The following is a 25,835-nucleotide window of genomic DNA, read 5'->3' on the forward strand; positions in this document are numbered from 1 at the left end:
GAGGCCATCTCCGTGCGCGTTTCAGCACGAAGTGTGCGTTTTACTGCAAGACCGGAGACCCCCGCCGGAGGGATGCTTATGCAGGCCATGACACAGCATGTGGGAGCGCACTCTGATGACTGCAGCACACGAGAACGTCGGTGCCACAGGGCTTCCTGATGGAACCGCAACGCAGCTGTTCATCGGCGGACAGGCCGCCAGTCGCACCTCGCCGCGCGATCCGCTGAGCGTGTCACCGTTCAAGTCCGAAAGCGACCCATCTGCTGTGCCTGATCATCCGCACCACCCCATCGACCGGAACTGGCAGCAGCGCGCCTCCTGCCGCGGCACCGACACCGACATGTTCTTCTCCCCCGACGGTGAACGCCGTAGCGTCCGCGCCCGGCGCGAGCACGCCGCCAAACAACTCTGCCAGAGCTGCCCCGTACTCACCGACTGCCGCGCCCACGCCCTCACCACCACCGAAACCTATGGCATCTGGGGTGGCCTCTCCGAAACCGAACGCGCCCGCCACACCCGCCGCACCCGCCGCGCGACTTCCCGACCCCCGGGCGGCACACCGCGCCGTCTCACTCTCTAATGGGAGACGACCAGCGAGCCTTCGACAGGTAACGGACCCTGCGGGGGAAGCTGATCACCGAGCCGCCGGCCGGTGAGCACTATTCGTGCATATTCGCGGCAACGTCTACATCACCCCTTCGGGGATGTTCAGCCAGGCGCAGCTGCAGTACTGCGTCGAAACCCTCGGCGTCGACCGCATCCTCTACTCCGGCGGCGCCTCGCTTACTACCCGGTCTGCTGAAGGTTCAGTTCGGGAAGGCAGATCTGGGCGAGGTCCTCCAGCGGGACCGCCAGCACAGCCGCGAGTGCGGCGACTGTCGTGAAGGCCGGGGTTGCGAGGCGTCCCGTCTCGATCTTGCGCAGGGTCTCGGGTGAGATCGACGCGGCATGTGCTACTTCGGCGGGCTTTCGGTCGCCGCGCGCCTGCCGGAGGTAAGCACCGAGTCGCTTGCCGGCAGCACGTTGCTGCGGCGTCAAAGGGGATCGCACCATGCGACAAGGATACGCCACACCGGTATGAAAATACCGAACTTTCCGCTAGCCTGGTATTTCTATACCGGAATGATGGCGAAAATGTGGAGGGTGAGCGCGTGTTGGAACTGAAGACGTCACGGGAGATCGAGGCGATGCGCACCACCGGCGCGTTCATCGCGGAACTGCTCGACGACCTGCAACAGCGCGCTCTGGTCGGGGTGAATCTGCTCGACCTCGAACACCGCGCCCGACACCTGATCGAGGAGCGCGGAGCGGTGTCCTGCTACTGGGACTACGCGCCCTCGTTCGGCCGCGGTCCGTTCCGCAACGTCATCTGCCTGTCCGTCAACGATGCGGTGCTCCACGGCCTGCCGCACGATTACGACCTGCGCGACGGGGACCTACTGAGCATGGACATCGCGGTCTCCGTCGACGGGTGGGTGGCCGACTCGGCGCGAAGTCTGATCGTCGGCACACCCCGCGCCGACGACCAGCGGCTGATCGAGGCCACCGAGCGCGCCCTCGCCGCCGGTATCGACGCGGCACGTCCGGGCGGGCGCCTCGGCGACATTTCCGCGGCGATCGGTGCGGTCGCCGCCGACTACGGCTACCCGGTCAACACCGAATTCGGCGGGCACGGACTCGGTCGAACGATGCACGAGGACCCGCACGTGTCCAACCAGGGGCGCGCCGGACGGGGCCTGGTGCTGCGCCCCGGACTGACCCTCGCACTCGAGCCCTGGTTCGCCCGCGGCACCGACAAGATCGTCTACGACCTCGACGGGTGGACCATCCGATCAGCCGACGGCTCGCGGACCGCCCACAGCGAACACACGATCGCGATCACCGACGGTGATCCGCTCGTCCTGACACGCCGCGCGGCCTGAGTCCGGTCGGCGCCCGACGGTCAGGGCATGTTGTAGGGGGTGATGATCCGAATCGGTGACTTCACCGTGGTCACGCCCGACAGTCCGCCCCGTCCCTGAATCAGCATGCGGCAGGCCAGGTTCGCGTCCGACCGCAGGTCGTGATCGAGGACGGCCGAGATCTTCTTGTCGCGGAGCAATTGCTTGTTGTCCTGATCGAGGTCGTGGGCGATGAATACGCGGTAGCGGCGGCCGAGTTTCTCGAAGGCGCGCACGGTTGCCATGTTGCCGCCACCGATCGAATAGACCGCCTCGATGTCCGGGTGGCGTTCGAGTGCGTCGAGGACGAGACGCTCGACCGTCGTGTCGAGGCCCTCGCTCTCGGAGATGTCGATCAGTGTGCGCTGAGAGCCGCTCCCCCCGACATCGATCGAGCGGCGCAGGGCACCGCGAAATCCCATCTCTCGCTCCTCTTCGCCGCGAAACGCGTTGCTACTCAAGGTGATGAGGACACTGGACGCGCTGTCGCACAGCCATTGCTCGAGCAGGTAGGCGGCCGTCTCCCCTGCCGCCCGGTTCTCGATACCGACGTAGCCGACCCGACTGCTGTTCGGCACGTCGGTGGCATAGGTGACGACGGGGATCCCCGCCTCGGTGAGCCTGTCGATGGCGTCGGAGACCTCGGTGGTGTCGGGCGCCTTGACGATGACACCTTGCGAGGGGCGTTTGACGAGCTTGTCGAGTGTCTCGACCATGGCAGGCACCGAGCCGGTCTCCCGGAAGTGAAACCGGGTCCGGACCACCGCAGGGGCGAGGGACGGCAGTTCCGCCTCCACCGCCTCGCGGAACGCCCCGGAAAATCGCGGCGGCGCCTGCATGACGACGTCGAAGAGATACTTTCGCCCGGCCAACCGCAGCTGGGAACGCTGCTTGTCGAGGTCGGCGACCGCTTGCGCGACTTCTGCGCGGGTTCCCTCACGCACCCCCGGGCGGTTGTGAAGCACGCGGTCGACCGTCGCCTCACTGAGGCCCGCCTGTTGGGCGATCTCCCGAACCTTGTAACGACTGTGCGCCACAACTTCTCCCTCGAGGTGAACATGATGGACGGTGCCAATTGATTGAGGCACGTTTCACAGCAAGATTAGCAGGCATACACGAAAGAGACTCCCGATGAACAACTCCCGCACAACCACCCGAGGAGTCGCCGCCCGCAAGCGTGGTCCGTACCGGATCAGCGACCCCGCGCATCCGGTCCGACGGCCTCCACATAAACCTGTTGGCGGATCACGGCGACCACTGCTACTTTTCCGGAGGCCGTGCGAGAGAACCAGGAGGTGGTACCCGTGAACGCAGTATCGATACGGGTGCTCCCTTTCGGGGTCACGGTCGGACGACAGGTCGTCCGGGAGCGCCGATCACGAGCACTCCCGAAAGGCACACCATGCACTTCACTTCCGAACGGCGCCTCGACGACGACGTCCTCGAACGCGAATTCACCCTGGGTGAGATCCCCGGAATCCTGTGGACACCCCGATCTGCATCCGGATCCGCACCGGCACCACTGATCCTGGTCGGCCACCCCGGCGGACTGCACATGATGTATCCCCGACTCGTGGCCCGGGCCCGGCACGCCGCGGCGGAGGGCTTCGCCGCGGTCGCCATCGAGCTCCCCGGAAGCGGTGACCGGCCCCGTTCCGCCGCCGCCGAGCAGGCCCGCGCCGACCTGCGCCGGGCACTGGAGGCCGGCGAGCCGGTCGATGGTGAGATCGTCGACCGGCTCGTCCTCCCCCTGGTCGAAAAGGCCGTCCCGGAATGGCGGGCGGTCCTGGACGCCCTCCTGTCGCTACCCGAAATCGGTGGCCCGGTCGGGTACTCGGGAGGGGTGATCGCCATCGGCATCCGGCTGGCGGTGGTCGAGCCGCGCATCTCGGCCGCCCTCCTGTTCGCCGGGAGTTTCGTGCCCCGCAGCATGTTCGAGGAGGCTCGACAGGTCACCATTCCCCTGCAGGTCCTACTGCAGTGGGACGACGAAGGAAACGACCGGCAACAGGCCCTGGATCTGTTCGACGCCTTCGGCTCCAAGGAGAAGACGCTGCACGCCAATATGGGCGGGCACACCGGCGTCCCACAGTTCGAGGTTGACGACGGGAACCGGTTCTTCGCCCGGCACCTGAAATAGGGCAGATCCATCAGGCCCGCAGCAGACGCTCGGAGCTGCCGGCCAGGATGGGCAGTGAGATACGCGGCGGTGTGCGCAGAATGTGTCATCGGCGAGATGGTTGCTGCTAATTCCTTCACAATGAGGAGTCGATCCGGATGGATCGACCCGGTCCAGCACCGCGAAGGAGCAAGACCATGGCAGATCCCCGCCCCCTGGACATCACCTTCACCGCCCGGCTGAGCAAGGTCCGTCCCGGGGACACTTGGACATGTGTGCAGCTACCCGACTCGGCACGGATCTTCGGTACCCGCGGTTTGGTCAAGGTCGCTGGGACCATCGACGCGCACCCGTTCACCGGAGCGTTCATGGCACTGGGAGACGGCACCCACAAACTGCCCGTGGCTGCTGCCATCCGCAAGGCGATCGGCAAAAACGACGGTGACGACGTCGAGGTACACCTCACCGAGCGACTGAACTGAACTCACCAGAGCCAGGACTATCGGAGGCCGCGTCAGAGCTGGTCAGGGACCGTCCGGTGCCGCGTGCGGATGCAGCGGCCTGTCTGTGGTGGTGGGTACACGTATCGGGCGATGGTCGCTGACGTCCACCCCGCCAACCATCCGGCAAAGAACAGGAGGACCGGGGAGCGCGATTCTGGTCGCGTGGTGCCGATGATCGACCACACGATGGCCCACGCGATGCCGCATCCGATGCTGTAGGTCGTGTAGGTGTGAGGCTTCATGCTCTCATTGTCCTTCGGCCGGGGGATCCTCATGCGATCCGACGTTCACCGAAGTTATCTCGATGAGGTGGCGTTTCCACGTCGGCCGGCAGTGAGTGCAATGCACGAGAGGGCGGCTGCGGCAAGGCCCAGTCCCGTGCGTATCCAGTTCCATCGATACCAGGCGACCCGGTTGGCGACGCGTGACGGTCGAGTACGTCGTCATGCCCAGCAACACGACCGAAGCGACCTCGAACGGGAAGACCGTCGCTCCGGTGGTGGGTCCGGAGCTCGCGAATTCCGACAGGAATTCTGCCGGATCCATTTCCCGCCAGTGCGGAACGATCACGGTCTGGGTGAGCAGGGCTCCCCCGGCGAAGGCCGAGGTAACGGCAACCGCGGTGGTGTCGATGATACGAGCCGCGGGTCAGCGAGGAGGCGAGGCACTTGGGGGCTGAACCATTGGGCCACTCCGGATCTCTCGCTCGATCGGTTCCGGTCGGCGGCGTTTGCGTTGGCCATAATTCCGCACAACTCCATAGTCGCCACCTCGACGCACTTCGTCGACAAGCGAGGGTCTGTCTGCCAAGATCTTCAATCGGCTGTGCCCCGAGACTGTTGACAATTTCTGCGCCGTCGGCGAAAAGTTGGTCAGAGAACGTGTGACTCGATCTGTCGACGTCGGTGAGTAGGTGAGAAGCGTGGGCGCAACCGATCCCCCGCCGCTGGTCGTCGTGCCGCCGGGGACCGGCAAGACCGGCGACCTGGGCCGCTCGATCGGGGTCGAATTCAAGCTCTGGGGCCGTGACACCGGTGGGGTGTTATCGGTCGGATTCCGCTCCGGCGATCGGGAGGCCGTTCTCGAATCCGGCGGATACATCACCAAGCCCCGAGGCGAGATGCACGCCATGTGGAACGCCGGCACCGAACCGGCTCGCATGACCGAGATCATCAGTCCAGCCGGCTTCGAACATTGCTTCCTGGAAATGTCCGAACTGATCGCCGCCGGCGCACCGGATGTCACGCAGATCGCCGCAATTGCAGAGCGTTACGGACTGCAATTCGGCGAACCCGACTGGTTGCCCGACGTAATCGCCCGATTCGCCCTGACACCGCCGTGAGCCAGGCCGGCACCGTCGGACAGTTGAATTCGGCGGGCGGTGAACACTGGTCGGCTGCGATACTGAGCTGATGGACGGCCCAACTGCTCATGCCTTCGACAATGCCGCCCGACGGTTCCTCGAAGTCAGCGCCTCCGCGACAGGTCACTATGACGACCCCGGTCTCGGTGAGTGGTCGGTGCGCGACCTACTGGGTCACACCAGCAGGTCGCTGACGACGGTGGAGACCTACCTCGACGTCGCCGGCGACGAGTCCGACCCCGTAGACCTGGCTGATGCCGTTGCGTACTACCTGGCCATCGCCGGTGCCCTGGCTGACACCGCAGCGGTGGCGCAGCGGGGACGCGCCGCCGGCGCCGCGCTCGGGGAGGACCCGATGGCCGCGCTGACCGCGCTGGTTGCCCGGGTACCCGAGCGCGTCCGGGCCACGCCAGCCACCGCCCTGGTGCGCACACCATTCGGGACGATGACCTTGCAGGGCTACCTTCCAACCCGAACCCTCGAGCTGACGGTGCACACCTGCGATTTGGCAGCCACCCTCGGCGTCAGCGCGGATGTCCCTCACGATGCAGTAGCCGAGACATTCGCCGTGATCGGTGGCCTGGCCGCAGCACAGGGAACGGCATCCGCGGCGCTGCTGGCCTTGACCGGCCGCCTTCCCCTGCCAGCGGGTTACTCGGTCCTCTGAGTCAACCTCGCCGGGGCGCCGTCGTCGACTGACGCGGGGTTGCGACGGCCAACCATCGGCATTGGTTCTGAACAACACTGTTGCTCAGCTTTTTTCGAGGCGGCCCTCCGGCTCGAACAAGGGGGGATTCAAGCCGGAAGACCTGGCTGGCGCGCTGCCATCGCATGCTGCGCGCGCAGCGTCCACACGGAGTACCCGCGACGGTGCGGTTCATGCCCCGGCGATCACCCTGATTCGCGCAGCAGAATATGCGACGGTTGACCCACGAGATCTCCAGTGCCGAATGTTAAGCGGAGGACATCATGTTGCTCGACGGGGTCAACCATATTGCCTGGATCTCCAAGGACGCCGCCCGCCTGGGCAGGTTCTATGCCGACGTATTCGACGCCGACGTCGGGCCGACGCGGCCGCACGGCCGCGAAGGAGGAGAAACGATGACCGTGATCCGGATCGGCCCGCACACCGAGTTGAACATCTTCGTGATCGACGGCAACACCGAAGCCGCGCGTCAGACACCGATGTGGGGGCGAGGTCGCATCGACCACGTCGGTCTGCAAGCCGCCTCACCGGAAGCCTTCGCAGTGATCCGGCAGCGGCTGATCGACGCGGCCGCCAGCGATGGAACCATCAACGACTTCGGTTCTGCACAGAGCATCTTCTTCCGGGACCCCGACGGACTCGAAGGGGAAGTGCTGATCGCCGTCGTTTGAGACGCAGAGTCCACGGGTAGGCGGAGAGCACGAATTCGATGGGAGGAGCGCCGGATGGCAACCAAAGATTCGCAACCCCAACTCAAAGACCAGGACCTGTACGAGGAACTACGCGACAAGGGTGATTCCAAAGAGAAGGCGGCGCGCATCTCCAACGCGGCTGCCGCTCGCGGGCGCGAGAACGTCGGAAAGTCGGGCGGGAAGGCGCAGTCCTACGACGACTGGACGGTCGACGAGCTCCAGAAGCGAGCCAAAGAACTCGGCTTGGCCGGCTATTCGAAGCTGAACAAGAAGGAACTCATAGACGAGCTCCGCAATCACTGAGGCGGCCGCCACGATGCGGGCTTCGGCTCACCAGCAGCACCGACACCTGCCGACCGGTCCGATCCCGATATTCACTCGAATCGAACACCTTTCGCGTGGTTTGGGGTTTTCAGCTGGGGGCAAGCTGTGCAGAGGGCGTTCGGACGACGGTTCGGCTGACCTGCTCGTGCCACACAACAGTCAGGAGATGTCATGCAGAAAGTGTTGACCTTCGCAGCGGGCGCGGCCGTGGGCTTCGTCCTGGGCACCCGATCCGGCCGGCAAACCTACGAGAAGATGAGGCATCAGTCCCTCGAACTCTGGCACAACCCTGCCGTCCAGGAGAAGGTGAGCGGCGCGACGGAAACGGTGAAGGACAAGGCGCCGCAGGTGCAGCACAAGGTCGGCGAACTGGCGAAGAAGGCCACACACCACCACCACACCGATACGAGTTCGACGACGGCCCCCACAAACGGAGCGTCGCTGGGTGATGCTGCGACCCCGGCTCCGGCTGCACCAACTCCCACGGACGCGGAACCCACAACAGGTGTGCCGCCAACGCGCGGCGAATCTGCGGGATGAGCCGCCTCGCCGGTTATCAGCGCGGCGGCACCATACCGGCGGGCGGAGCAGGTTCGGTGCCGGAGGCGCCGAGGACGTCGCCGGTGTGCTGTTCGGCGGTGCCGTAGGTGTTGGCAGCGACGGAGAAGTCGGGTCCGAACGATGCGGAGGCGACCACACTCGCGCCGTCGTCGGACCATCCCCATTTGGTTCCGGTGACCGACGGCAGTGCACCGGTGCCCCAATTCTGGTGGGTGCCGTCGACGGCGACGGGGGCGGCAGTGGCCAGTTGCCCGAGTTCGAGGTCTTCGGGCGCGCCGTCGCCGTGCCGGATCATGTAGTCGGCGACATACAGTTTCACGATCGACAGACCGGGTCGCGCCTCGCCCTGATTCGCGGTTCCCACTCTCGTTCCGCTGGGTGTATGTGCGAACGACAGCGCGGTCCGTGGGGGAACGTCCGCGATTCCGCTGGGAGCCGGAGCAGCCTGTGCCAGTCCTGTCGCTGCGCAGACGACTCCCCCTGCCATCAGCACTGCAGCGACGGCGGACCGCATTCTGCGTGATCCGGAACTGGATGCCATGGTCTCCGTGTACCCATCCCGGCACACTTCAAGGCGTCGATGCGGCGTCACGCAATTCGGCGTACGCATCTTCCATCGCCACCGCCAGCCGGGCAACGTCGGGCAGCGCCTCCGGGTCGGTGCAGAGCCCGATTCCGACGATCCCGGCGCAGGAGATCGCCGAGATCCGCAACGCGTGGTGAACGGCGGGTTCCGAGGACGAGAACAGCCGCTCCACCCGGCGTCCGGACACGCTCACCGGCACGCGCGGGCCGGGAACGTTCGAGATCGCGAGGCTGAACTCGCGCGCGCTGCCCGCGAGTCGTTGCACTGCCGCCCCGACGCGCTTCACGCGTCCGAGAGCGTGGAAGAGATCGAAGAGCTCGTCGGCGTCGTCGAGGTGCTTGCGCTTGCTGGTCTCGGCGCTGATCCGGTCGAGTCGGATGAGCGGATCAGCCTCGGCGAGCGGCAGATCGATGTTCAGGAATGAATCGCGGTTTCCGACCTCCGCTCCCTCGCTCCGGTGGTGAAGGCTGACCGGAACCTGAGCACGCAGACGCGGCAGCGCAGCGTCGCCGGCCGAGAGCCAGCTGCGCAGGCCCCCTGCGACGATCCCCAGAAGTACGTCGTTGACGGTTGCGCGGGTGGGGCGCGAGGCGCCTATTGCTTTCAGCTCCGAGAGCGGGGCGACGGTGAACGCGAGTTCGCGAGCGGCACTGATCGGACGGTCGAAGGGCGAGCGTGAGCCGCGATGGCCCAGTTCACGATGCACGGCCGCGGGCAGCCGCAGCACCTCGTCGACTCGCGAACGCTGCCCCGAATCGGCGCGAACACCCGGACGCGACCCGTGCGGGGCCGGTTCGGCGTGTCGATCCCAGAGCACGTCGTGCAGGAAGCGCACAGCGCCGATCCCGTCGGCCATCGCGTGATGGATCCGGACGGCGATCGCCTCGCGCCCGTCGTCGAGTGGGCCGATCAGATCGAACGTCCACAGCGGGCGCTCGTGATCGAGGTGCGCGGACATCAGCGTGCTGACGGCCCGCCACAGATCGGCCCGCGTGGCACACGGCTCTTCCCGGCGCCGGATGTGGTCGCTGATATCGAAGGCGGTCGCCGCGGTCCAGCGCGGCGCCGGACCCGAGGCGTCGATCCGCTGCGTCGCGCGCGGCTCGCTCGAAAGGCGCTCCGCCACCGCGGTTCGCAGGGCCCCGAGGTCCAGCGGGCCGGGGCTCGGTTCGAGAACCACCAGCTTCAGGGTGTGGCCGGATATCACCGCCGATTCGAGCCCCAGAATATGGGCATCGTCGGCGGAGAGCCGATCGGGATCCTCGCGGGTCACCTCGACAAGTCTATTCGGGTCTGCACGTCGTCGAACCAGGAACTGCGCTCTCGACTGGGACGGCCCACCGGACGTCACCCAGCGGACGCCGGGCTCCCGGTGACGGCGACCGCGGATCCCACCCATCGGCGCAGATACGCACGCAGCTCGTCCTGGCTACGCGGCGGGTTTCCCGGCGAGATGAAGAACGATTGCATCGTCCGCAACTGATACTCGACGAGCTCACGCAAGGCGTGCTCCCCGTAGCCGTGCCGCTCCCAGTCGACGTCGAACCGCCGGATCATCGTCATTCCGAAGGCGAGGGCTTCCTCGGACGTGATTCCCTCGGCGTGGGAATGGGAACCGGACAGCATGATGCCGAGCTGCGGAACGCGGGGCGCTTCGTTGAGCGTGTAGATCACGGCCTCGACCACAGCGTCTGCGGGATCCTTGATACCGGCGACGTGTTCCGTCAGGCGGTCGAGGAATCCGTCGACCGCGGCGATGGCTGCGGCTCGTAGAAGCGAGTCGGTGCTGGGAAAGTACCGGTACACCGTCTGGCGGATGACGCCGAGGGATTCCGCAACGTCGGCGATGCTGATTGCCGTGCCTTTCCGGCTGATGAGCTCGACTGCGGCGATGACGATTCTCCGGGACGCTTCCTCATCACTTCCGGGTGGGCTGCCACCCCACCCACGCCTGCCTGCCATTGCCCGTTCCCCTACCTCTCGCACTGCGTCGTCGGCCCGAACGGACTGCACGGGACGACGGCACAGTGCCCGACCTGGACTCAGAGATTACCGCGAGCGCGTCCCGCTTCCGGCCACAGCAGTCCTCCCCGAATCTGTCGAAAAGTGATCATACAAATACTAGGGTATGTGTATGTTGTTGATGCTTGGGTCTCCACCTGCCCACAGACTTCAGCCCACTCATGCCGCACGAGACGAGGAATCGCACATGTCCGACCTGCATCCCAGAAAGATGGATTTCGCGTTCGACGAACAGGACGTCCCGTTCCTCTGGAACCCCGACAACCCCGCCTGGTCGAGCATGTCGAACGCGATCTCGTTCCTGGCCATTGGTTTCGAGAAAATGATCGTCAAGGCGATCATGCAGGCCAAACCGTTGATGACCGATCCCGAGGTCGCGGAGGAGGCCGTGGCGTTCATGCGCCAGGAGGGCCACCACTCGACCGCACACCGTCAGCACGTCAAGGCCCTGATCAGGCGGTATCCGGGACTCCAGAACACCCTCGACGCGGTGATCGGCGAGTTCGACCTCCTCACCGAGGCGACCAGCCTGAACTACCGACTCGCCTACACCGCGGACCTGGAGGCGACGTTCACACCGGTGTTCAAACTGATGCTCGACAACGACGCGACCCTCTTCCGGCCGGGCGACGACCGGGTTGCGTCCCTGTTCATCTGGCACTTCGTCGAGGAGGTCGAACACCGAAGTTCAGCGCTGGTGATCTTCAATTCCCTTGTCGGAGACGAGCTGTACCGGATGAGGATGGCGCCCTCGATCTTCACGCATGTGATGAAGGTCGTCCGGATCGCCTGCGCCGGGTTCAACCAGCACGTCCCACTCAGGGAGCGGAAGGTCGATTCGATGTCGATGTTCGCGACGCACCGCACCAAGCAGAAGCTGCTCACCGCGTTCGCGCCCTACCTGAGCAAAGGGATCATGCCGCGCGCGTTCGACGACCTCCCCCGCGGGGAACAACTCACCGCCCTGGCCGGCGTCGTCCGCAGTCAGATGCCGAAGCACAACCCGACGCACGAGAAGCTGCCCGCTCTCGCCGACGAGTGGTTCACCCGATACGACGCCGGCTACGACTGCACCCGCTGGTACACCGCCGAGTCGGGTGAACGCCGGACCGAGTCCGCGGCGGCGGTGGTCAACTGATGACCGATCTCTGCTCACCCACCTTCGACCAGCTGTCGACGGCGCTCGGCTTCTCGTGCGCCGAGGCCGGTGGACTCGTCGAGCTCCGCAATCCGTTGGCCCTGGAGAACTGGACACTGCCGGTTCTCGAGCTCACGATCGTGCTCGGGTCGGTGCTCGCACTCGTGTTCGCGATCCTGCGCTGGCGCCGCAGCGGCGATCCGACCACCCTGGCGCTCTGGTTCGGCGCCACCGCGTATCTGTTCGTCATCGAACCGCCGCTGTACTTTCCGGCGGCGTTCGGGATCGAGGAACACGTGGACACGATGTTCGCGCACAACGTGTTCACGGTGGACTTCCTGTTGGGTCGGCTGCCCCTGTACATCATTGCGATTTATCCACTGATGGCCACGCTGGCCTTCGAGCTCGTCCGGATGCTCGGCGTCTTCCGGAAATACGGCGTGCTCGTCGGCGCGGTCTGCGTGGGCTTCGTACACCACGCGTTCTACGAGATCTTCGACCAACTGGGCCCGCAGCTGAGGTGGTGGGAATGGTCGACCACCAACCCGGTCAACCAGCCCATGTTCGACGCGGTCCCGTTGCCGAGCGTCGTGGTGTTCGCGGCACTGTGGCCGATGTCGCTGGCGCTGTGCGTCCAGTTCTTCGTAGGTCGCCACGCCGACCGGGGCCGGGACTTCACCGGACTCGAACTGGCTTGGCGGACAATCGTAATCGGCCTCCTGGCGTCGGCGGGCACGTTCATTCTCCCGATCCCGGCGACGGTCCTCGGCATCGAGAGCACCACGGTCCGTGGAGTTCTCTACGCGGCGGAACTGGTCGTCGTCGCGCTCGTCGCGATCCCGGTCCTGGTGCGGCAGTGGTCGCGGCTGCGCCGGGGGACGTCGGATGTTCCCGCCTACTCCAACGACTTCGTGCGTGTCTACAGCGTGGTGTACCTCGGCGTGATGGGCCTGCTGTGGGTGACCGCGTTACCGGACTACTTCGCCGCCGTCGACGGTGTCACGAGCAACGGCGATCCCATCGGAAATATCTGGTACACGATCCTCTGCTTCGCGATCGCAGTACTGTGCGTCGCCGCCGCCTTCACGGTGCCGCGGAGTTCCGTGGACGGACACGGCCCGGTCTCCGGTGAGAGGACGCCGAACGCTGTCCGATAGCTGCCGCGCATTTTCGTGATCGACGACTGCATCCTGCCAGTCCCGGTCGGTGACCGGACTGCCGCCCGCAGTCGGAGCGGCCACACCGAGCCGAGTACCGATCTGCTCCCACGACATGCCACCGGCAAGCGCATCGATCACCGACCGGGCGAGGAGTTCTTCGTCCTCTTCGCCCGGTAGACGGACCGGGGATTGCACCAGCCGAAGCTGTCGACGGTTCGGGCCCGTCTCCTCATCCATTCGGGCGACTGTACCGGGGCCGGATTTCCTGTCCATTCGCCGAACGGCACGGCTGCGACAACCGGGCACTTGGCGACCGGGCCGAGTGGCACACGACCGGGTATGTGGTGTACAACATAGTCGGCCACGATGTGAACCAGATCACAGGCGTGACCGTGAGGCACACATATCGGTAACCGACGAAAGCAGGACGCATGGCGACAGTCTCGATCACCCCGGCAACTCCCACCGTGTCGCGGACGCCCCGCCACGGCGGCTCCATGAGCACCGCGGAGATCAAGTCGAGGATCGAGGCCATGTTCGCCGACGACCGCACGCCCGCCCGACGTGCGGGCACCGCAGTCTCCCCGTAGCTGCAGCGGACGCTGTGCTGCCCTCGGCCTGGTGCGCGACGTCGCCCTACAGGGCAGACACATCGAGAGGCGTGTAGTGCTCCACGACCGGGAAGGGATCGTAGAAGTGGTGCAGCAGGTCCTTCCACTGCTGGTATCCACTCGAATGACGAAATCCTTCGGTGTGGTATTCGAGTTCATCCCACTCCACCAGCAGCAGGTAGACATTCGGGCGCTCGTGGCCGCGGGACAAATGCAGTCGGCGGAATCCGGGCATCGACGAGATGATCGACTGCGCCTGCCCGAATGCAGATTCGAACTCGGCGACCCTGTCCGGGGTCACGGGCAGCAGTGCGTGTTCCAAGATCATCTCGGGGAACGCCGTTCTCTCGGGGCGGTGACGGGTTCGCGGTCGTCGGGCCGATGCTACGTGAATACCTCGATGAACACCGACAACCTTGCCTCAGGTGAACCACCCTGCAGACGTTCTACCTTCAACTCGTTCCTGGGAGACGACCGCCGGGCGCGGGCTTCTGCGTCGCCCCTGCTGATGCTCCTGTCAACTCGGTGCGCGCATGTAGCGCGGCTAGTCGATCATGAACCAGCCCCTCACCTGTGCCTCGTGGTCGACGTAGTGCTCCCCGGAGACGTCGACGACAACCTTGTCGATGGTGCCGCCGGTGAACGCGAACGGTGCGGTGTAGTCGGCGGTGACCGGGGAGGCACTGTCGCGTCCGACGCAGATTCCGTCTCCGACGAGGCAGAACACGCCGGGCTGGGTGACGATTTCGCTGCTGGCCACCTGCTGCTCGTCGAGGTAGAGGTCGAGGGTGCCGGCGAACCCGGGCATGGCCGGGTCCTCGTTCTTGCCTTTCACGGTGAATTCGGCGGTGCACACGTGCCCGCCGGGGGTGATGTCGCGGTCGGCGGCCACGTCCTCGATTCGGGTGCCGAGCCAGTTGAACGTGTAGTGGAGTCGGTGGTCTTTGACGTACATGCTGTGCCCGCCCGCGACGCCGCCGTGCGCGAAGAGGACACCCTCGGCGTCGGAAGTGTCCACGTGGACGCCGGCCGCGATGGTGTACGAGCGGCCGGTGATCGGGGCACCGGCGCTTTCGGGGACGTCCGCGCAGTTCGGGTAGTAGACGTAGCGGTCGCGGGGTTTGCCGGGGTGGGGGCGGTCGGCGAGGACCTGTTCGAGGGCGTTGCGGTCGTCGAGTGGAAGGCCGTTGAAGATGCCGGCGTAGTAGAACCAGAGTTCCTTCATCTCGGCGAGGCGTTGCGGTTCGGTGTCGGCGAGGTTGTGGAGTTGGGCCCGGTCCTCGTCGAGGTGGTAGAGCTCCCAGACGTCGTGGCCGAAGTTGCCCCACCCGGAGATCGGCGGGTGCAGCGAACACGCGAGCCATCCCTCGTGGTACAGGGAACGTTGCCCGAGCATTGCGTAGAACTGGGTCTGTTTCCCCGGGGCGGTGGGGTCGGTCAGCGTCGCTGCGAAGCTCTCCCCTTCGATCGGACTCTGGGTGTACGATGCCACCCTCGTACCCCGCCCATCGCTTCCAGTACGGGAACGGGGTGTCGAACGCCCAGGCCCATCCGGTGTTGTAGTGGTTGTACGAGGCGGGGCCGCCGTAGCTCGTCGAGGTGCGGCAGCGTCATTTCGGTCGTGTCGGCGACACCGTTGAAGAACCGCCATTCGTTGAACGAACCGTTCCGGCCGCCCTCACCGCTGGCACCGTTGTCGGAGATCACGACGATCAGGGTGTTGTCGAGTTCGCCTGAGTCGGCCAGGAAATCGATCACTCGCCCAGCTGATCGTCGGCGTAGGAGATGAATCCGGCGAACACCTCGGCCATCCGGATGAACAGGCGCTGCTCGTCTGCGGTGAGCGAGTCCCACGGGCGCACTGTGTCGAGCATCTGCCACAGCTGACCATTCGGCCCGGTGGTATTCGCCCCCGTTACCGTTTAGGTGGCCCCGACACACGGGGCCGTCGGTCGCCAAGTTCGGTATGACTTCTTGCCCCTGTCTTTCGAATGATCCGGGGGGTGGTGCCGCCGAACCTGGTGGCGTCGATGGACCGCTTATAGGGACAAAGCCACCGGAAGTCACGGTAGGTCTCCTCGTAACGTGGGTGTCGGGTATCGATGCTGGATCGGCGACCGGACCGGCCGGACGAAGAACTGCTGAATGGACACGAGTTACGCCGTGTTTTGCGGCCTCGACGTGGGAAAAGGCGAACACCACGCCGTTGGGCTGGATCCTTCCGGCGGCCGCCTATATGACAAGGCGCTACCGAACGACGAGGCGAAGCTGCGGGCGGTGTTCGACGGCTTGGCCGTTCACGGACCGGTCCTGGTGATCGTCGATCAACCCAACACGATCGGCGCCCTGCCGGTCACCGTCGCCCGCGCCTGTGGGCACGATGTCGCGTACCTGCCGGGGCTGTCGATGCGCCGCATCGCCGACCTCTACCCCGGGCAGGCGAAAACCGACGCCCGGGACGCATTCATCATCGCGGACACCGCAAGGACAATGCCGCACACCCTGCGACGCGTCGACACCGGAGACGAGGCCCTCGCCGAACTCGAGGTCCTCGTCGGTTTCGACGACGACCTCGCCGGCGAAGCCACCCGGATCAGCAACCGCATCCGAGGCCTGCTCACCGGAATCCATCCAGCGCTCGAACGGGTCCTCGGACCCCGTATCACCCACCCCGCCGTCCTCGAGATCCTCTCCAGATGCGGCGGACCGACCGGAATTCGTAGGGCCGGCAAACGCAAACTCACCAGCCTCGCGGTCAAGCACGCCCCCGGATGGGTGCGCGTCTGGCCGACGAGATGCTCACCGCCCTCCATGCGCAAACGGTGACCGTGCCCGGTGGCAAGGCCGCGGAGATCGTCCTGCCGAACCTCGCAGACTCCCTGAAAGAGGTTTTGCTGCAAAGAAAAAGCATCGGCGAGGACGTCGAGAGGATGCTCGATGACCACCCTCTTCCCCACGTCCTGATCTCGATGCCCGGCGTCGGCATCAGGACCGCAGCAAGAATCCTTCTCGAGGTCGGTGACGGTTCCGCGTTCAAGTCCGCCGGACACCTCGCCGCCTACGCCGGAATCGCACCGGTGACCCACCGCTCCGGCTCGTCGATCCGAGGCGAACATCCCGCCCGGTCAGGCAACCGCAAACTCAAACGAGCCCTGTTCCTGTCCGCGTTCGCGGCGCTGCACGACCCTGCCAGCCGCGTCTACTACGACCGCAAACGCGCCGAAGGTAAAAAGCACAACGCCGCCCTCATCTGCCTTTCGCGACGCCGATGCGACGTCATCTACGTCATGCTCAAGAACAAGACCTACTACCGAGCACCATCCGCAGCAGCGGCTTGATGTGATGAAAAGGGGGCGGGGGGCCTCCCGCTCCTCATGGTTCCCAGCGGACGCTGGGGGTGTCCAGACCCCAATCAAGAGAAGGGTGGCCCCTCATGTACGAGTATGAACCAGGCATGCAGTTCGTAGGAGTCGATCTGCATCGGCGGCGGTCGGTGATCGTCCGCCACAACGGCGAGGGCCAGCAGCTGTCGGTGGCCCGGATCGCCAACGACCCGGACACGCTGAGGCGGCAACTCGACGACGCCGGACCGCACCCCGAGGTGGTGCTCGAAGCCACGTACGGGTGGTACTGGGCAGTCGACGCCTTGCAGGCCGCCGGCGCGACCGTTCACCTCGCGCACCCCCTGGGCGTCACAGGGTTTCGTTACCGTCGAGTCAAGAACGACGTCCGTGACGCCTCGGATCTGGCGGATCTGCTGCGCATGAACAGACTCCCCGAGGCGTGGATCGCCCCACCCGAGGTCCGCGAGTTGCGGGAACTGGTGCGTTACCGAGCGAAACTGGTCGCGATTCGGTCGAACCTCAAGGCGCAGGTCCACTCGGTGCTCGGGAAGGCCGGAGTCCAGATCGCGGTCTCGGACCTGTTCGGTGTCACCGGCCGAGCGAGACTTGCTCGTGTGCCCCTCGGCAAGGCCTACGCCCAACGGGTGCTGTCGCTTCTGCAACTCATCGACACCCTCGACACCCAGGAGGCGCGGTTCACCGCCCTGATCGCTCGCCGGCTCGGCGATGATCCCGGGTACCGGGCGATCCAGGAGATACCGGGTGTCGGTCCCGTCCTGGCGGCGATCTTCGTTGCGGAGATCGGTGACGTGCACCGGTTCTCGGGCCCGGACCAGCTATGTTCGTGGGCCGGGCTGACCCCACGGCACCACGAGTCCGACACCACCGTCCATCGCGGGCACATCACGAAGCAGGGCTCGAGACTGGTGCGGTGGGCGGCAGTCGAGGCGATCCAACTGCACCCGAGCACCGCGAAGATCGTCGCCGATCGCACCCGGATCCAAGCACGCAGGGGCAAGAACATCGCCAAGGTCGCCGCGGCGAGAAAACTGCTCACCCTCGTCTACTACGGGCTCCGCGACGGACACATCCGCGCCCTTGCCCAGCAGGCGGCGGCGTGAGCACCCCGGACGCAACACATGCGTGGCCGCGTTTCTGTCTGACCCTCGAGGACTCTCGGCGTGGTCGCCGGCTTGATTGACCCCGTGTGTTGCCACCGCACCACTCCATGCCCCATCACCGGGGGTCCCTCTTCCGAGGAACCCCCCGGCTGGGCGAAGGGATGACCGGTAGCCGAGGTGGCTCGGCCTACCCCCACCACTTGCATCACAGTGGAGACGTGCTACCCCCCATAACTTGATACGCCCCGCGGATTCGAGGGCCTGCGGTCAGTCTGCGTCGACCCCGGATCCGCTCACGGCCGAGACCGTTCGTCCTCGCTGACGCTGCGGGCGCTGCGTCCCGCCCCGCGGCCAGGGTCGACGCTGTCTACCCACAGGCCCGAAACCGAATACGCCCAGATGGCAGCACTTGACTAACCCGCCCCTTTTCAGGGATGACAGAAACCATAGGGACACCCCCCGTGGGGGTTGATCGGGGAAAGCTCGGTGTCCTCGGGCAGCAGACCCAGTTCCTTCTGCCGGGCGAGGATCTCGGCGCGGATGGCCTCGTAACCCTGGTCGAACGTGCCTTTGTACCGGTCGGCCCATTCCGCGGGGACGTGGTGGGGGGGCATGCCCGACCTGCGGATCCAGGTACATGAAGAAGGGTTTGTCGGGGTCGACTGCCTTGGCGTCACGGATGAACTGAATCGACTTGTCGGACAGGTCCTTCGACAGGTGGTAGCCGTCTTCGGGTGTTCCGGGAGCCTCGATCGGGTGGTTGTCGTATACGAGGTCCGGGTACCAGCTGTTCGACTCGCCGCCGAGGAAGCCGTAGAAGCGCTCGAACCCCGGCCGAGCGGCCAGCGACTCTTGACCGCCGACATGTTGCATTCCTCGCTCGGGGTCAGGTGCCATTTACCAACGCAGTAGGTGTTCCAGCCGCGTTCGGCCAGCACCTCGGAGATGAATCCGTTCTCGAAGGGGATGTGGGTCAAGATGCCGGGGAACCCGGAGCTGAGTTCGGCGACCGTGGCCATTCCGTTGGAGGTGGCGTTACGGCCGGTCAGCAGCGATGCGCGGGTGGGTGAACAGTGCCGTGGTGTGGAAGTTCGAGTACCGCACACCGCGGTCCGCGACGCGAGCCATGGTGGGAGTCTCGATGGGACCGCCGAAGACGTCCCATGCGACGATCAGCACGTTCGGGGCGCCCTCGGGGGCCGCCTGCGGCAGATACGGCGACCAGTCCGCAACCGAGTCCCGGATATCGACCGCGATCTTGACTTTACGCTTCGTGGCCATGGCGGCCCTCCTCCGGTCGACAGCGGCACGCGGGAGCCTCGAGGGGTTTGTTCACCCGCGGCGCAGGAGCGCCGCGCCCCGGCAGCGACCGGAGCGCGTGCTGGTCCCGACACCCGACTTCGTCCATGATTGATGCATGGCCGATCCGCGCAGCGGAGCCCATTACCGCCACCTGCGGACGCCCCGGGCCGCAGCAGTCGCGGGCATCGTCTTCGGTGCCCTTTTCGCCGCCAGCATCGTTCTGCTGGCGGCGGCGATGCCGACGACCGCGAGCACACCCCAAGCCGAGCAGAATGCCGATGGCCGCAAGGCGGCCACCTGTGTCACGATCCTCCGTTCCGTCGCTCCGGTCGGATTGTGTAGGTGTCAGGCCTGGTGCGCGGCGAGGGAATCGATCGCGGCCCGGAGTTTGGTGGCGGCGTCGTCAGCGACGTCTTTCAGTCCGGGTTCGTTGGTGACGTCGACCATCAGGGCCGGGTTCATCGCGTCGATGATGATGGTGTTCTCGGTGACGGTGTCTGCGCGCACTACGACATTGCAGGGCAGCAGCAGTCCGATCTGTCGGTCGACGTTGACCGCGCGATGAGCCAGAGGCGGATTGCACGCGCCGAGGATCAGGTAGTCCTCCATCTCCTCACCTAGTTTCGCCTTCAGGGTGGCTTTCATGTCTATCTCGGTGAGTACCCCGAAACCCTGCTCTGACAGCGCCTTCCGGGTTCGTTCTACTGCATCGGCGAAGGTTGTGTGCAATGTTGTCGATAATGCGAGTTTCATGACGATTCGGCTTTCTTTTCGGGGGTTCGTCGGATATGGCGTATGTAGTCCCTGGCGGCTGATCGCGTTCGGTGAACCGGAGAGGAAGGCGCCGCTCAGGCGAGCGCGAGGAAGAGCTTTTCCAGTTCAGCCTCGGTCATGGGTTCGGCACCCTCCGCGGCCTCGCCGCTCAGGCATTCACGCAACCCGGTTGCGACGATTTTGAACCCGGCGCGATCCAGGGCGCGTGAGACCGCAGCGAGCTGAGTGACGACGTCCTTGCAGTCGCGGCCCTGTTCGATCATTGAGATCACCCCAGCCAGCTGCCCGTGCGCGCGGCGGAGCCGATTGAGTACCAACGCAGTGCCTTCTTCGTCGCCGACCATGATTGCCCCTTTCGTAAAACCTGACACGATTATACCCCCGGGGGTATCCAGTGTGGCGTGTATGGGAGGGTCCGCGAGGGCGACAGCGTTCGGGCGCCTGGTCGTGTCCCCCTGTCGTCCGCACCACCCGAAGCGGTGCGTTACTGAGCGACTCCCCCGCGACGTCGACGAGGTACCGCAGGGAGCGCTGCGGTACACATACCGAGCCCCCACGAACTCTGCGGACTTCAGCGCACCCGTTGTTACTTCTTCTGCAGCGCAGCGCTTTCAGTGCGATCCTCGTCGGCAGATGGGTCGTGCTACACGGCTGGGGGGTTCGCTCACCGTGACTTGTACACCGAATACCAGGTGCGCCGCGCCACACGCATCATCGCGGCGTGCAGATGTTCGGCTCGGCGATACAGTTCTCGCCTGCGTAACTCCCGCCGGACGTCGGGTTCGTTTTCGAGGTCGGCGATCGCAGCGCGGTAAGCGTGTTCGACCATGGCCAATTCTTCGATGGCGCGGTCCGCGCAGTTTGCCGCGTCCCCGCTCGGCAGTGCCCGCAACCCCTGCGCGAGCGGGACGAGCGCACTCGCGAGCCGGTCTATCAACTCGACCAGGTAAGGATCAGGCGGGGCACAGGTCGGGCCGGAACACGACAACTCGGACTCCCGGATCAAGGCATACCCGGCCTCGGTGATCTCGCCGAGACGCTCCCCCAGCTCGAATAGATCTTCCGCCTCGATGGGGGTGCTGAAACTGTCGCGTACGGCATTGTTGAGAGTGCGGCGGGCACGATGCTCGTTTCCCGCGGCGACCCGCAACTCCGCGACCGCTTCGTGGGTCGGGGTCTTGCCGTGTCCCCAGTCGTTCAGCACGTGTATGCACTGCTCGACGATGTCGAGCTGTCGGCGCAGCATGTCCAGCACGTCGAACGAGCGTGGCAGGAACCACGCATTGGACAGTCGCGGCCGATGCATCAGATCGCCCCCCACACCGGAAACAGCATCGCCCCCAGCAGTGCGGTCATCGGTAGCGTGACGACCCAGGCCACGCCCATCTCTGTGACTACCTTCCAGTGCACATGCCGTGCGCGGTGTTGTGCTCCAGTGCCCACGACACCGGCGGCAACGACATGTGTGGTGCTGACCGGCGCACCCACGAGGGATGCGCCGAGGATCACGCCGGCGGCGCCGGCCTGACTGACCAGCCCGTCGAGCGGTGTCATCCGAAACACCCCACGCCCCACCGTCCGCACGATACGCCATCCGCCGAACGCGGTTCCGACCGTCAGACTCGTCGCAGCTGCCAGCTTGACCCACAGGGGCACGGTGAACTCGGTGAGATGGCCACCCGCTATGAGCAGCAGCGTGATCACGCCCATGGATTTCTGCGCATCGTTGCCGCCGTGGCTCAATGCGAGTGTGGCGGCGGTGACCCATTCGGCGCGGCGCACCGGGCCGAGTGCTCGGCGTCGGGCACGTCGCATCAGTCGCCAGGCGATGGTCGCGAGCAGCGCACACGCGACTGCGCCGAGAAGTGGGGAGATTGCCAGGCCGACCAGGATCCCCACGACGCCGGAAGGTCGGCCGTCGGTGAATCCACCCCAGTGCACCCCACTCGGACCCGCAGCGACCAGGGACGCACCGACCAGTCCGCCGACCAGGGCGTGCGATGAACTCGATGGCAGCCCGAACCACCAGGTGACAAGGTTCCACGCGATCGCCGCAGTCAGTGCGGCGCCGACCGCTGTGACCGTCGCGCTCGCAGGGAGTGTGACGACTCCTCCGACGGTGTCGGCGACGGCCGTTCCCACGACCAATGGACCGATGAAGTTCCCGGCAGCAGCCAGGATGAGCGCATGTTCGGGGCGCGCGGCCCGGGTGGCGACGAGCGCGGCGATCGAGTTCGCGGAGTCGTGGAAGCCGTTGGTGAGGTCGAACACGAGCGCTGTCGCGATCGCCAGGAGGACAGCAACCTCCACGGCTCAGCACACGCGATCGGTCTGCGGGCCCTCTGCGGCCGGTGTCGAACAGGCCATGACGACCATCTGCAGTGCGCTGGCGGCGCGATCAGACCCCTTCATCCTCAGGACTCCGATCGGTCGCGGAAGAGAACCTCGGAGAGCGGTCGTCTCGGCGTTGTCGAGGGCGATGCGCTCTGTGGCCGGAGGCCGACCCTGATGAGAACTTGAGGCAGGCCATCGCCGTCGAGCAACTCACCTACCCGGGTTCTCGTCTCCCCCAACTCGGTCATGTGCGTCACCGGGCACGTACCAAGGCCACGAGCGGTGCAGGCCAGCAGGAGCGCCGAGAGCGCCTCGCCGCATCTCAACCAGTCCAGCCGCGAGTCCGAGTCGGTTGTGAGTACGAGTATCGCGGCACGGTCCTCCATGTCGCCGGGGTCACACGTGGCAGTGCCGGTGGGGAACTCACGTCCGACCGGAACCGTTCCGGGTGACGATGCGGGTAGTGCGGCCGAGGGAATCCCGTCGGGATACAGAGCGTGACCGGCCCACCACTGCAGCTCGGCTTGGTATACGGGGTTTCCGCGGCGCAGACCGCTGAGGCGACGTGACATTGCCTCGAGTGTGGGGCGGGCGCGGTCCCCGATGTCTTCCACGTGTATTCCTGCGCGCTCGGCGAGTTCGGTCACCTGTGCGAGGGCGTCGTCCCACGAGTTGGGAGCGGCCATCGGTAGGCGCTCGGTGTGCCGGCGTGCGATCGCCGTTGCCAGGGCGATCTCGGATCCGGACACCTCCGCCGCGGGGGTGAATGCAACGGTAGCCAGACACTGGCGGCTCGCCGAATGCGGCATGCGTTCTATCACCGCATCCCAATGATGCTCGAGTAGAGCGTATTTCAGATGGTTGAGCGCCGCACCGCAGGACACCACCATTTGACGTCCGAACGAATCGGTGGCGGGCAGGATGCGGTCGGGGTCACTGAACAGTGTCAGGCCCTCATGCTCGAGGACCCACCGCCACGGTTGACTGTTGTGAAGCGATGGTGCCCGGCAGGCCAATGCGACCACCGACTCGATCGTGCGCCAACTCGGCATCGTCTCCGCAGGTGTGCCCATCACCCACCTCATCATTCGTAGGACCGGGTGCGCCGGTTGGTGCCGTCGTAGTGATATCGAGTCTCGCCTGTCGGGCCCCACGCCGGTAGGGCCGGAGGTCATTGCCATTAGCTGCCTGCGGTCTCCAAGCGGGCGGCCGTCAGCAGTGAGGACACGCCCTGTTCGATCGACGTAGCCAAGTCGGCGAGGTCCGGGGTGCTGTCGTAGTCACCGGTCAGACCGAACGTCAGAGTGTCGGCGTAGCTGAGGATTGCGATGCCGATGCGCAACCGCAGTGCGATGGGTACGTACGGGAAGATGTCGAGGATTCTTCGGCCCAGGACGTGACGATGTTGCCGGGGTCCGGGGATGTTGGTGGCCACTGCCACCACGCTGTGCTGGGGGAATCGGGTGGCCAGCCGCAACGCCCAGGCCAAGGGCATGAACGGCCCGTACTGTGCCAACGTGGTGAACACCTTTCCGCCCTGGGCTTCCTTGCCTGCCTTGTGCGTGGACAGCCTCTGATGCACTGCGGTGAGCTGTTCGACGTGATCCTCGATGTCGACCGGCAGAAACGGCAGCATGAGCGATACCTGGTTGTGAGGAGAGTCGGCGTCGTCGTTCGCGGACCGCACCGAGACCGGAATCAGTGTGCGCACCGTGTGTGCGTCGGGTTGCTCACCCCGACGGAGGAGCAGGGTGCGTAATCCGCCGGTGATGGCCGCGAGAGCGACGTCGTTGACCGTGACACCGTATGCCCCGCAGATCTCCCGGACATCCGTCATCCGGGTGCGGGCACCGCGGTAGCGTCGTTGCTTTCCGATCGGACCGATCAGTGACGTGTCGGACGACGACGTCAGCATCTCGGCCAGGAGGCGGGCAAGTCCCCGGCACGCACCCAGTCCCGCCTGAGCGATCGTCAGAGGAGCGCGCAGGATCGTCTCGAGTAGTGCGTACTGGTGGCGCGGGGAGAGCAGCGTGGAGATCGACGGCGACGGCGGTGGTTGATGCGCGGGGCGCTCCGGGCCTGACGAGTCGGCGGCGGGGTCCATTGTCGGCTCTACCTCGTCGCACATCGCCTCGAACAGTCGTGTTCCGGTGATCCCGTCGGCCATGCAGTGGTGGAGTTTGGCGAGCATCGCCCAGCGGTCGCCGCTGAGTCCTTCCACCACCCAGCATTCCCACAGCGGGTGGTCCCGGTCGAGCCGGTGCCCCATGACGCGGGCAAGGAATCCGAACAGTGCCTCCTCCTCGCCCGGGTTGGGGATGGCGACCCGTCGCAGGTGTCGGTCGAGGTCGAAGTTCGCATCTTCCGTCCACGACGGGGCACTGACGTCGAGTGGAGCAGTGCGAAGTTTGTCGCGCGCGTGGGGAAGGTCGAGCAGACGCGCCGCGACGGCGTCGCGGAACTCCCTCTGGCTGGGCGGGGGTCCTTCGATGACTGCCAGCGCTCCGATGGTCAGGCTCGCATGCCGGTCGGAGTCTTCGGTTTCCAGGAAGCCGGCGTCGAGGAAACTCAGCGTGTCAGTGCCCATGGTCGCCCTCATCGCCTTTCAGTGTGGTGTTTCTGGGTCCGGATTCACAGATGTGTCGACTTCAGCTCACGGGCCATCCGGGTGCCTTTCCGATACCGGACCATTCCCGGTTCCATTGCGCGAGGCAGTGTTTCGATGCGATCCAGTGAACACCGAGAAGGAACAGCACTCCCGCGATGATGCTCGTTGCCCACACTGCGATGGCGCCGATGACGGCGGCGACCGCGCTCTCCCCGCCGGTCATCGGCGCGGCACTGAGATTCCCGTTCGTGTCGACCCAGATGCTGACAGCGTCACCGGCTTTCGCCTCGGAATCGGCGTCGATCATGTGCGTGTGCCCGATGCCGCGGATGGACCAGTGCACCCGTGCCTGACCGACATCGGGGCCGCCGCTTCCGCGCACCGCATCCTCGTTGTATACGCGGACCGCATCCTCGACGAGCACAGCGCTCACCTCGCTACGGGTCGCTCCTTCGACTCGTGCTTGGTCTCTCAGTCTGGTGTAGGTGGCTGCTCCGAACGCCGCGGCGACCGGGAGCAGGAGCAGGACCACCGCGACGACAACGATGAAGATGACGGATTCGAGGCGGTCGCTCGGACGCATCAGCGCGTTGCGGCTCCATGGCACCAACCGCCAGATTCGCACTG

The 25,835-nt window shown here is 65.7% G+C and carries 29 protein-coding genes and 3 pseudogenes; 14 read left to right on the top strand and 18 right to left on the bottom strand.

Going from position 1 to position 25,835, the window contains the following annotated elements; all coding sequences use genetic code 11:
- Window positions 1-265: 265 nt before the first annotated feature.
- Window positions 266-580, top strand: coding sequence for a WhiB family transcriptional regulator (locus I1A62_RS08875; RefSeq protein ID WP_124395411.1), 315 nt, complete (start codon window positions 266-268; stop codon window positions 578-580).
- Window positions 581-786: 206 nt separating this feature from the next.
- On the opposite strand, the gene I1A62_RS08880 is transcribed toward I1A62_RS08875, so the two are convergent.
- Window positions 787-1,053, bottom strand: a complete 267-nt coding sequence (locus tag I1A62_RS08880) for a helix-turn-helix transcriptional regulator (protein WP_012687703.1) — start codon at window positions 1,051-1,053, stop codon at window positions 787-789.
- Between the two features lie 98 nt (window positions 1,054-1,151).
- Here I1A62_RS08880 and map point away from each other — a divergent pair, with 98 nt between their 5' ends.
- Complete coding sequence (gene map, locus I1A62_RS08885) at window positions 1,152-1,922, top strand: type I methionyl aminopeptidase (RefSeq protein ID WP_219458531.1); 771 nt, start codon at window positions 1,152-1,154, stop codon at window positions 1,920-1,922.
- Between the two features lie 20 nt (window positions 1,923-1,942).
- Here map and I1A62_RS08890 read toward each other — a convergent pair whose 3' ends face one another.
- Complete coding sequence (locus tag I1A62_RS08890; protein WP_124395328.1) at window positions 1,943-2,977, bottom strand: LacI family DNA-binding transcriptional regulator; 1,035 nt, start codon at window positions 2,975-2,977, stop codon at window positions 1,943-1,945.
- 365 nt (window positions 2,978-3,342) lie between these two features.
- On the opposite strand from I1A62_RS08890, the gene I1A62_RS08895 reads away from it, so the two are divergent.
- Together I1A62_RS08895 and I1A62_RS08900 are read left to right on the top strand one after the other, a co-directional pair.
- Complete coding sequence (locus I1A62_RS08895) at window positions 3,343-4,080, top strand: alpha/beta hydrolase (RefSeq protein ID WP_219458532.1); 738 nt, start codon at window positions 3,343-3,345, stop codon at window positions 4,078-4,080.
- Window positions 4,081-4,256: 176 nt separating this feature from the next.
- Entirely contained in the window at window positions 4,257-4,541 is a 285-nt protein-coding gene (locus I1A62_RS08900) for a DUF1905 domain-containing protein (protein ID WP_095863875.1), read from the top strand.
- 32 nt (window positions 4,542-4,573) lie between these two features.
- Here I1A62_RS08900 and I1A62_RS08905 read toward each other — a convergent pair whose 3' ends face one another.
- On the bottom strand, window positions 4,574-4,804 hold the full coding sequence (locus I1A62_RS08905) for a hypothetical protein (RefSeq protein WP_219458533.1): 231 nt from the start codon (window positions 4,802-4,804) through the stop codon (window positions 4,574-4,576).
- A 680-nt stretch (window positions 4,805-5,484) separates the two neighbouring features.
- Here I1A62_RS08905 and I1A62_RS08910 point away from each other — a divergent pair.
- The 5 genes from I1A62_RS08910 to I1A62_RS08930 all read left to right on the top strand — a co-directional run bounded on the left by I1A62_RS08910 (window position 5,485) and on the right by I1A62_RS08930 (window position 8,187).
- Window positions 5,485-5,904 (top strand): cupin domain-containing protein, encoded by a 420-nt coding sequence (locus I1A62_RS08910; protein ID WP_219458534.1) that lies wholly within the window; start codon window positions 5,485-5,487, stop codon window positions 5,902-5,904.
- Window positions 5,905-5,974: 70 nt separating this feature from the next.
- Window positions 5,975-6,592: a maleylpyruvate isomerase N-terminal domain-containing protein gene (locus tag I1A62_RS08915; protein ID WP_124395331.1), complete on the top strand. Its 618-nt coding sequence runs from the start codon at window positions 5,975-5,977 to the stop codon at window positions 6,590-6,592.
- Window positions 6,593-6,894: 302 nt separating this feature from the next.
- Window positions 6,895-7,302 carry a VOC family protein gene (locus I1A62_RS08920; RefSeq protein WP_219458535.1) on the top strand — a complete coding sequence of 136 codons (408 nt, stop codon included), beginning with the start codon at window positions 6,895-6,897 and terminating at the stop codon, window positions 7,300-7,302.
- Between the two features lie 54 nt (window positions 7,303-7,356).
- Window positions 7,357-7,626 (top strand): Rho termination factor N-terminal domain-containing protein, encoded by a 270-nt coding sequence (locus tag I1A62_RS08925; protein WP_219458536.1) that lies wholly within the window; start codon window positions 7,357-7,359, stop codon window positions 7,624-7,626.
- A gap of 192 nt (window positions 7,627-7,818) precedes the next feature.
- A complete protein-coding gene (locus tag I1A62_RS08930; protein WP_124395334.1) occupies window positions 7,819-8,187 on the top strand; it encodes a YtxH domain-containing protein in 369 nt (122 codons plus the stop codon).
- Window positions 8,188-8,203: 16 nt separating this feature from the next.
- On the opposite strand, the gene I1A62_RS08935 is transcribed toward I1A62_RS08930, so the two are convergent.
- The 3 genes from I1A62_RS08935 to I1A62_RS08945 form a co-directional block, all read right to left on the bottom strand.
- Entirely contained in the window at window positions 8,204-8,572 is a 369-nt protein-coding gene (locus I1A62_RS08935; protein WP_257890746.1) for a hypothetical protein, read from the bottom strand.
- Between the two features lie 205 nt (window positions 8,573-8,777).
- Window positions 8,778-10,067: a wax ester/triacylglycerol synthase domain-containing protein gene (locus I1A62_RS08940; protein WP_219461125.1), complete on the bottom strand. Its 1,290-nt coding sequence runs from the start codon at window positions 10,065-10,067 to the stop codon at window positions 8,778-8,780.
- A 74-nt stretch (window positions 10,068-10,141) separates the two neighbouring features.
- Window positions 10,142-10,756 carry a TetR/AcrR family transcriptional regulator gene (locus I1A62_RS08945; protein ID WP_124395336.1) on the bottom strand — a complete coding sequence of 205 codons (615 nt, stop codon included), beginning with the start codon at window positions 10,754-10,756 and terminating at the stop codon, window positions 10,142-10,144.
- Window positions 10,757-11,003: 247 nt separating this feature from the next.
- Between I1A62_RS08945 and I1A62_RS08950 the strand changes: the two genes are divergently transcribed.
- The 3 genes from I1A62_RS08950 to I1A62_RS08960 all read left to right on the top strand — a co-directional run bounded on the left by I1A62_RS08950 (window position 11,004) and on the right by I1A62_RS08960 (window position 13,704).
- Window positions 11,004-11,954, top strand: coding sequence for a metal-dependent hydrolase (locus I1A62_RS08950; protein WP_219458537.1), 951 nt, complete (start codon window positions 11,004-11,006; stop codon window positions 11,952-11,954).
- Window positions 11,954-13,111, top strand: a complete 1,158-nt coding sequence (locus tag I1A62_RS08955; protein ID WP_219458538.1) for a hypothetical protein — start codon at window positions 11,954-11,956, stop codon at window positions 13,109-13,111. The genes I1A62_RS08950 and I1A62_RS08955 overlap by 1 nt, the downstream gene beginning before the upstream one ends.
- Window positions 13,112-13,545: 434 nt before the next feature.
- A complete protein-coding gene (locus I1A62_RS08960; RefSeq protein WP_192582079.1) occupies window positions 13,546-13,704 on the top strand; it encodes a hypothetical protein in 159 nt (52 codons plus the stop codon).
- Window positions 13,705-13,750: 46 nt separating this feature from the next.
- Here the strand turns inward: I1A62_RS08960 and I1A62_RS08965 are convergent, their stop codons facing one another.
- Both I1A62_RS08965 and I1A62_RS08970 read right to left on the bottom strand, forming a co-directional pair.
- The gene (locus I1A62_RS08965) at window positions 13,751-14,053 is read right to left on the bottom strand and encodes an antibiotic biosynthesis monooxygenase (protein WP_219458539.1); all 303 of its coding nucleotides are present in this window, start codon (window positions 14,051-14,053) and stop codon (window positions 13,751-13,753) included.
- Window positions 14,054-14,269: 216 nt separating this feature from the next.
- Window positions 14,270-15,629, bottom strand: a pseudogene (locus tag I1A62_RS08970) (sulfatase-like hydrolase/transferase); the annotation flags it as partial.
- A gap of 241 nt (window positions 15,630-15,870) precedes the next feature.
- Between I1A62_RS08970 and I1A62_RS08975 the strand changes: the two are divergent.
- Window positions 15,871-17,063, top strand: a pseudogene (locus I1A62_RS08975) (IS110 family transposase).
- A 116-nt stretch (window positions 17,064-17,179) separates the two neighbouring features.
- Entirely contained in the window at window positions 17,180-18,190 is a 1,011-nt protein-coding gene (locus tag I1A62_RS08980; RefSeq protein WP_257890748.1) for an IS110 family transposase, read from the top strand.
- Window positions 18,191-18,618: 428 nt separating this feature from the next.
- On the opposite strand, the gene I1A62_RS47150 is transcribed toward I1A62_RS08980, so the two are convergent.
- The 10 genes and pseudogenes from I1A62_RS47150 to I1A62_RS09020 all read right to left on the bottom strand — a co-directional run bounded on the left by I1A62_RS47150 (window position 18,619) and on the right by I1A62_RS09020 (window position 25,791).
- A complete protein-coding gene (locus I1A62_RS47150; RefSeq protein ID WP_374710856.1) occupies window positions 18,619-18,804 on the bottom strand; it encodes a hypothetical protein in 186 nt (61 codons plus the stop codon).
- Between the two features lie 40 nt (window positions 18,805-18,844).
- Window positions 18,845-19,296 (bottom strand): annotated as a pseudogene (locus tag I1A62_RS47155) (sulfatase-like hydrolase/transferase); the annotation flags it as partial.
- Window positions 19,226-19,471 carry a hypothetical protein gene (locus tag I1A62_RS47160; RefSeq protein WP_374710743.1) on the bottom strand — a complete coding sequence of 82 codons (246 nt, stop codon included), beginning with the start codon at window positions 19,469-19,471 and terminating at the stop codon, window positions 19,226-19,228. The gene I1A62_RS47160 and the pseudogene I1A62_RS47155, both read right to left, overlap by 71 nt.
- A gap of 366 nt (window positions 19,472-19,837) precedes the next feature.
- The gene (locus I1A62_RS08990) at window positions 19,838-20,245 is read right to left on the bottom strand and encodes a DUF302 domain-containing protein (protein ID WP_124395339.1); all 408 of its coding nucleotides are present in this window, start codon (window positions 20,243-20,245) and stop codon (window positions 19,838-19,840) included.
- Window positions 20,246-20,340: 95 nt separating this feature from the next.
- A complete protein-coding gene (locus I1A62_RS08995; protein ID WP_124395340.1) occupies window positions 20,341-20,610 on the bottom strand; it encodes a metal-sensitive transcriptional regulator in 270 nt (89 codons plus the stop codon).
- Between the two features lie 320 nt (window positions 20,611-20,930).
- A complete protein-coding gene (locus tag I1A62_RS09000) occupies window positions 20,931-21,572 on the bottom strand; it encodes a hypothetical protein (RefSeq protein ID WP_124395341.1) in 642 nt (213 codons plus the stop codon).
- Window positions 21,572-22,576, bottom strand: a complete 1,005-nt coding sequence (locus tag I1A62_RS09005; protein ID WP_124395342.1) for an inorganic phosphate transporter — start codon at window positions 22,574-22,576, stop codon at window positions 21,572-21,574. The genes I1A62_RS09000 and I1A62_RS09005 overlap by 1 nt, the downstream gene beginning before the upstream one ends.
- A 104-nt stretch (window positions 22,577-22,680) precedes the next feature.
- Complete coding sequence (locus tag I1A62_RS09010) at window positions 22,681-23,673, bottom strand: nitroreductase family protein (protein WP_257890749.1); 993 nt, start codon at window positions 23,671-23,673, stop codon at window positions 22,681-22,683.
- Window positions 23,674-23,780: 107 nt separating this feature from the next.
- Window positions 23,781-25,187: a wax ester/triacylglycerol synthase family O-acyltransferase gene (locus I1A62_RS09015; protein ID WP_219458541.1), complete on the bottom strand. Its 1,407-nt coding sequence runs from the start codon at window positions 25,185-25,187 to the stop codon at window positions 23,781-23,783.
- Window positions 25,188-25,248: 61 nt separating this feature from the next.
- Entirely contained in the window at window positions 25,249-25,791 is a 543-nt protein-coding gene (locus tag I1A62_RS09020) for a hypothetical protein (protein WP_219458542.1), read from the bottom strand.
- Window positions 25,792-25,835 lie beyond the last annotated feature (44 nt).

It is taken from the genome of Rhodococcus sp. USK10 (assembly GCF_019378875.1).
GTDB lineage: Bacteria > Actinomycetota > Actinomycetes > Mycobacteriales > Mycobacteriaceae > Rhodococcus_F > Rhodococcus_F pseudokoreensis.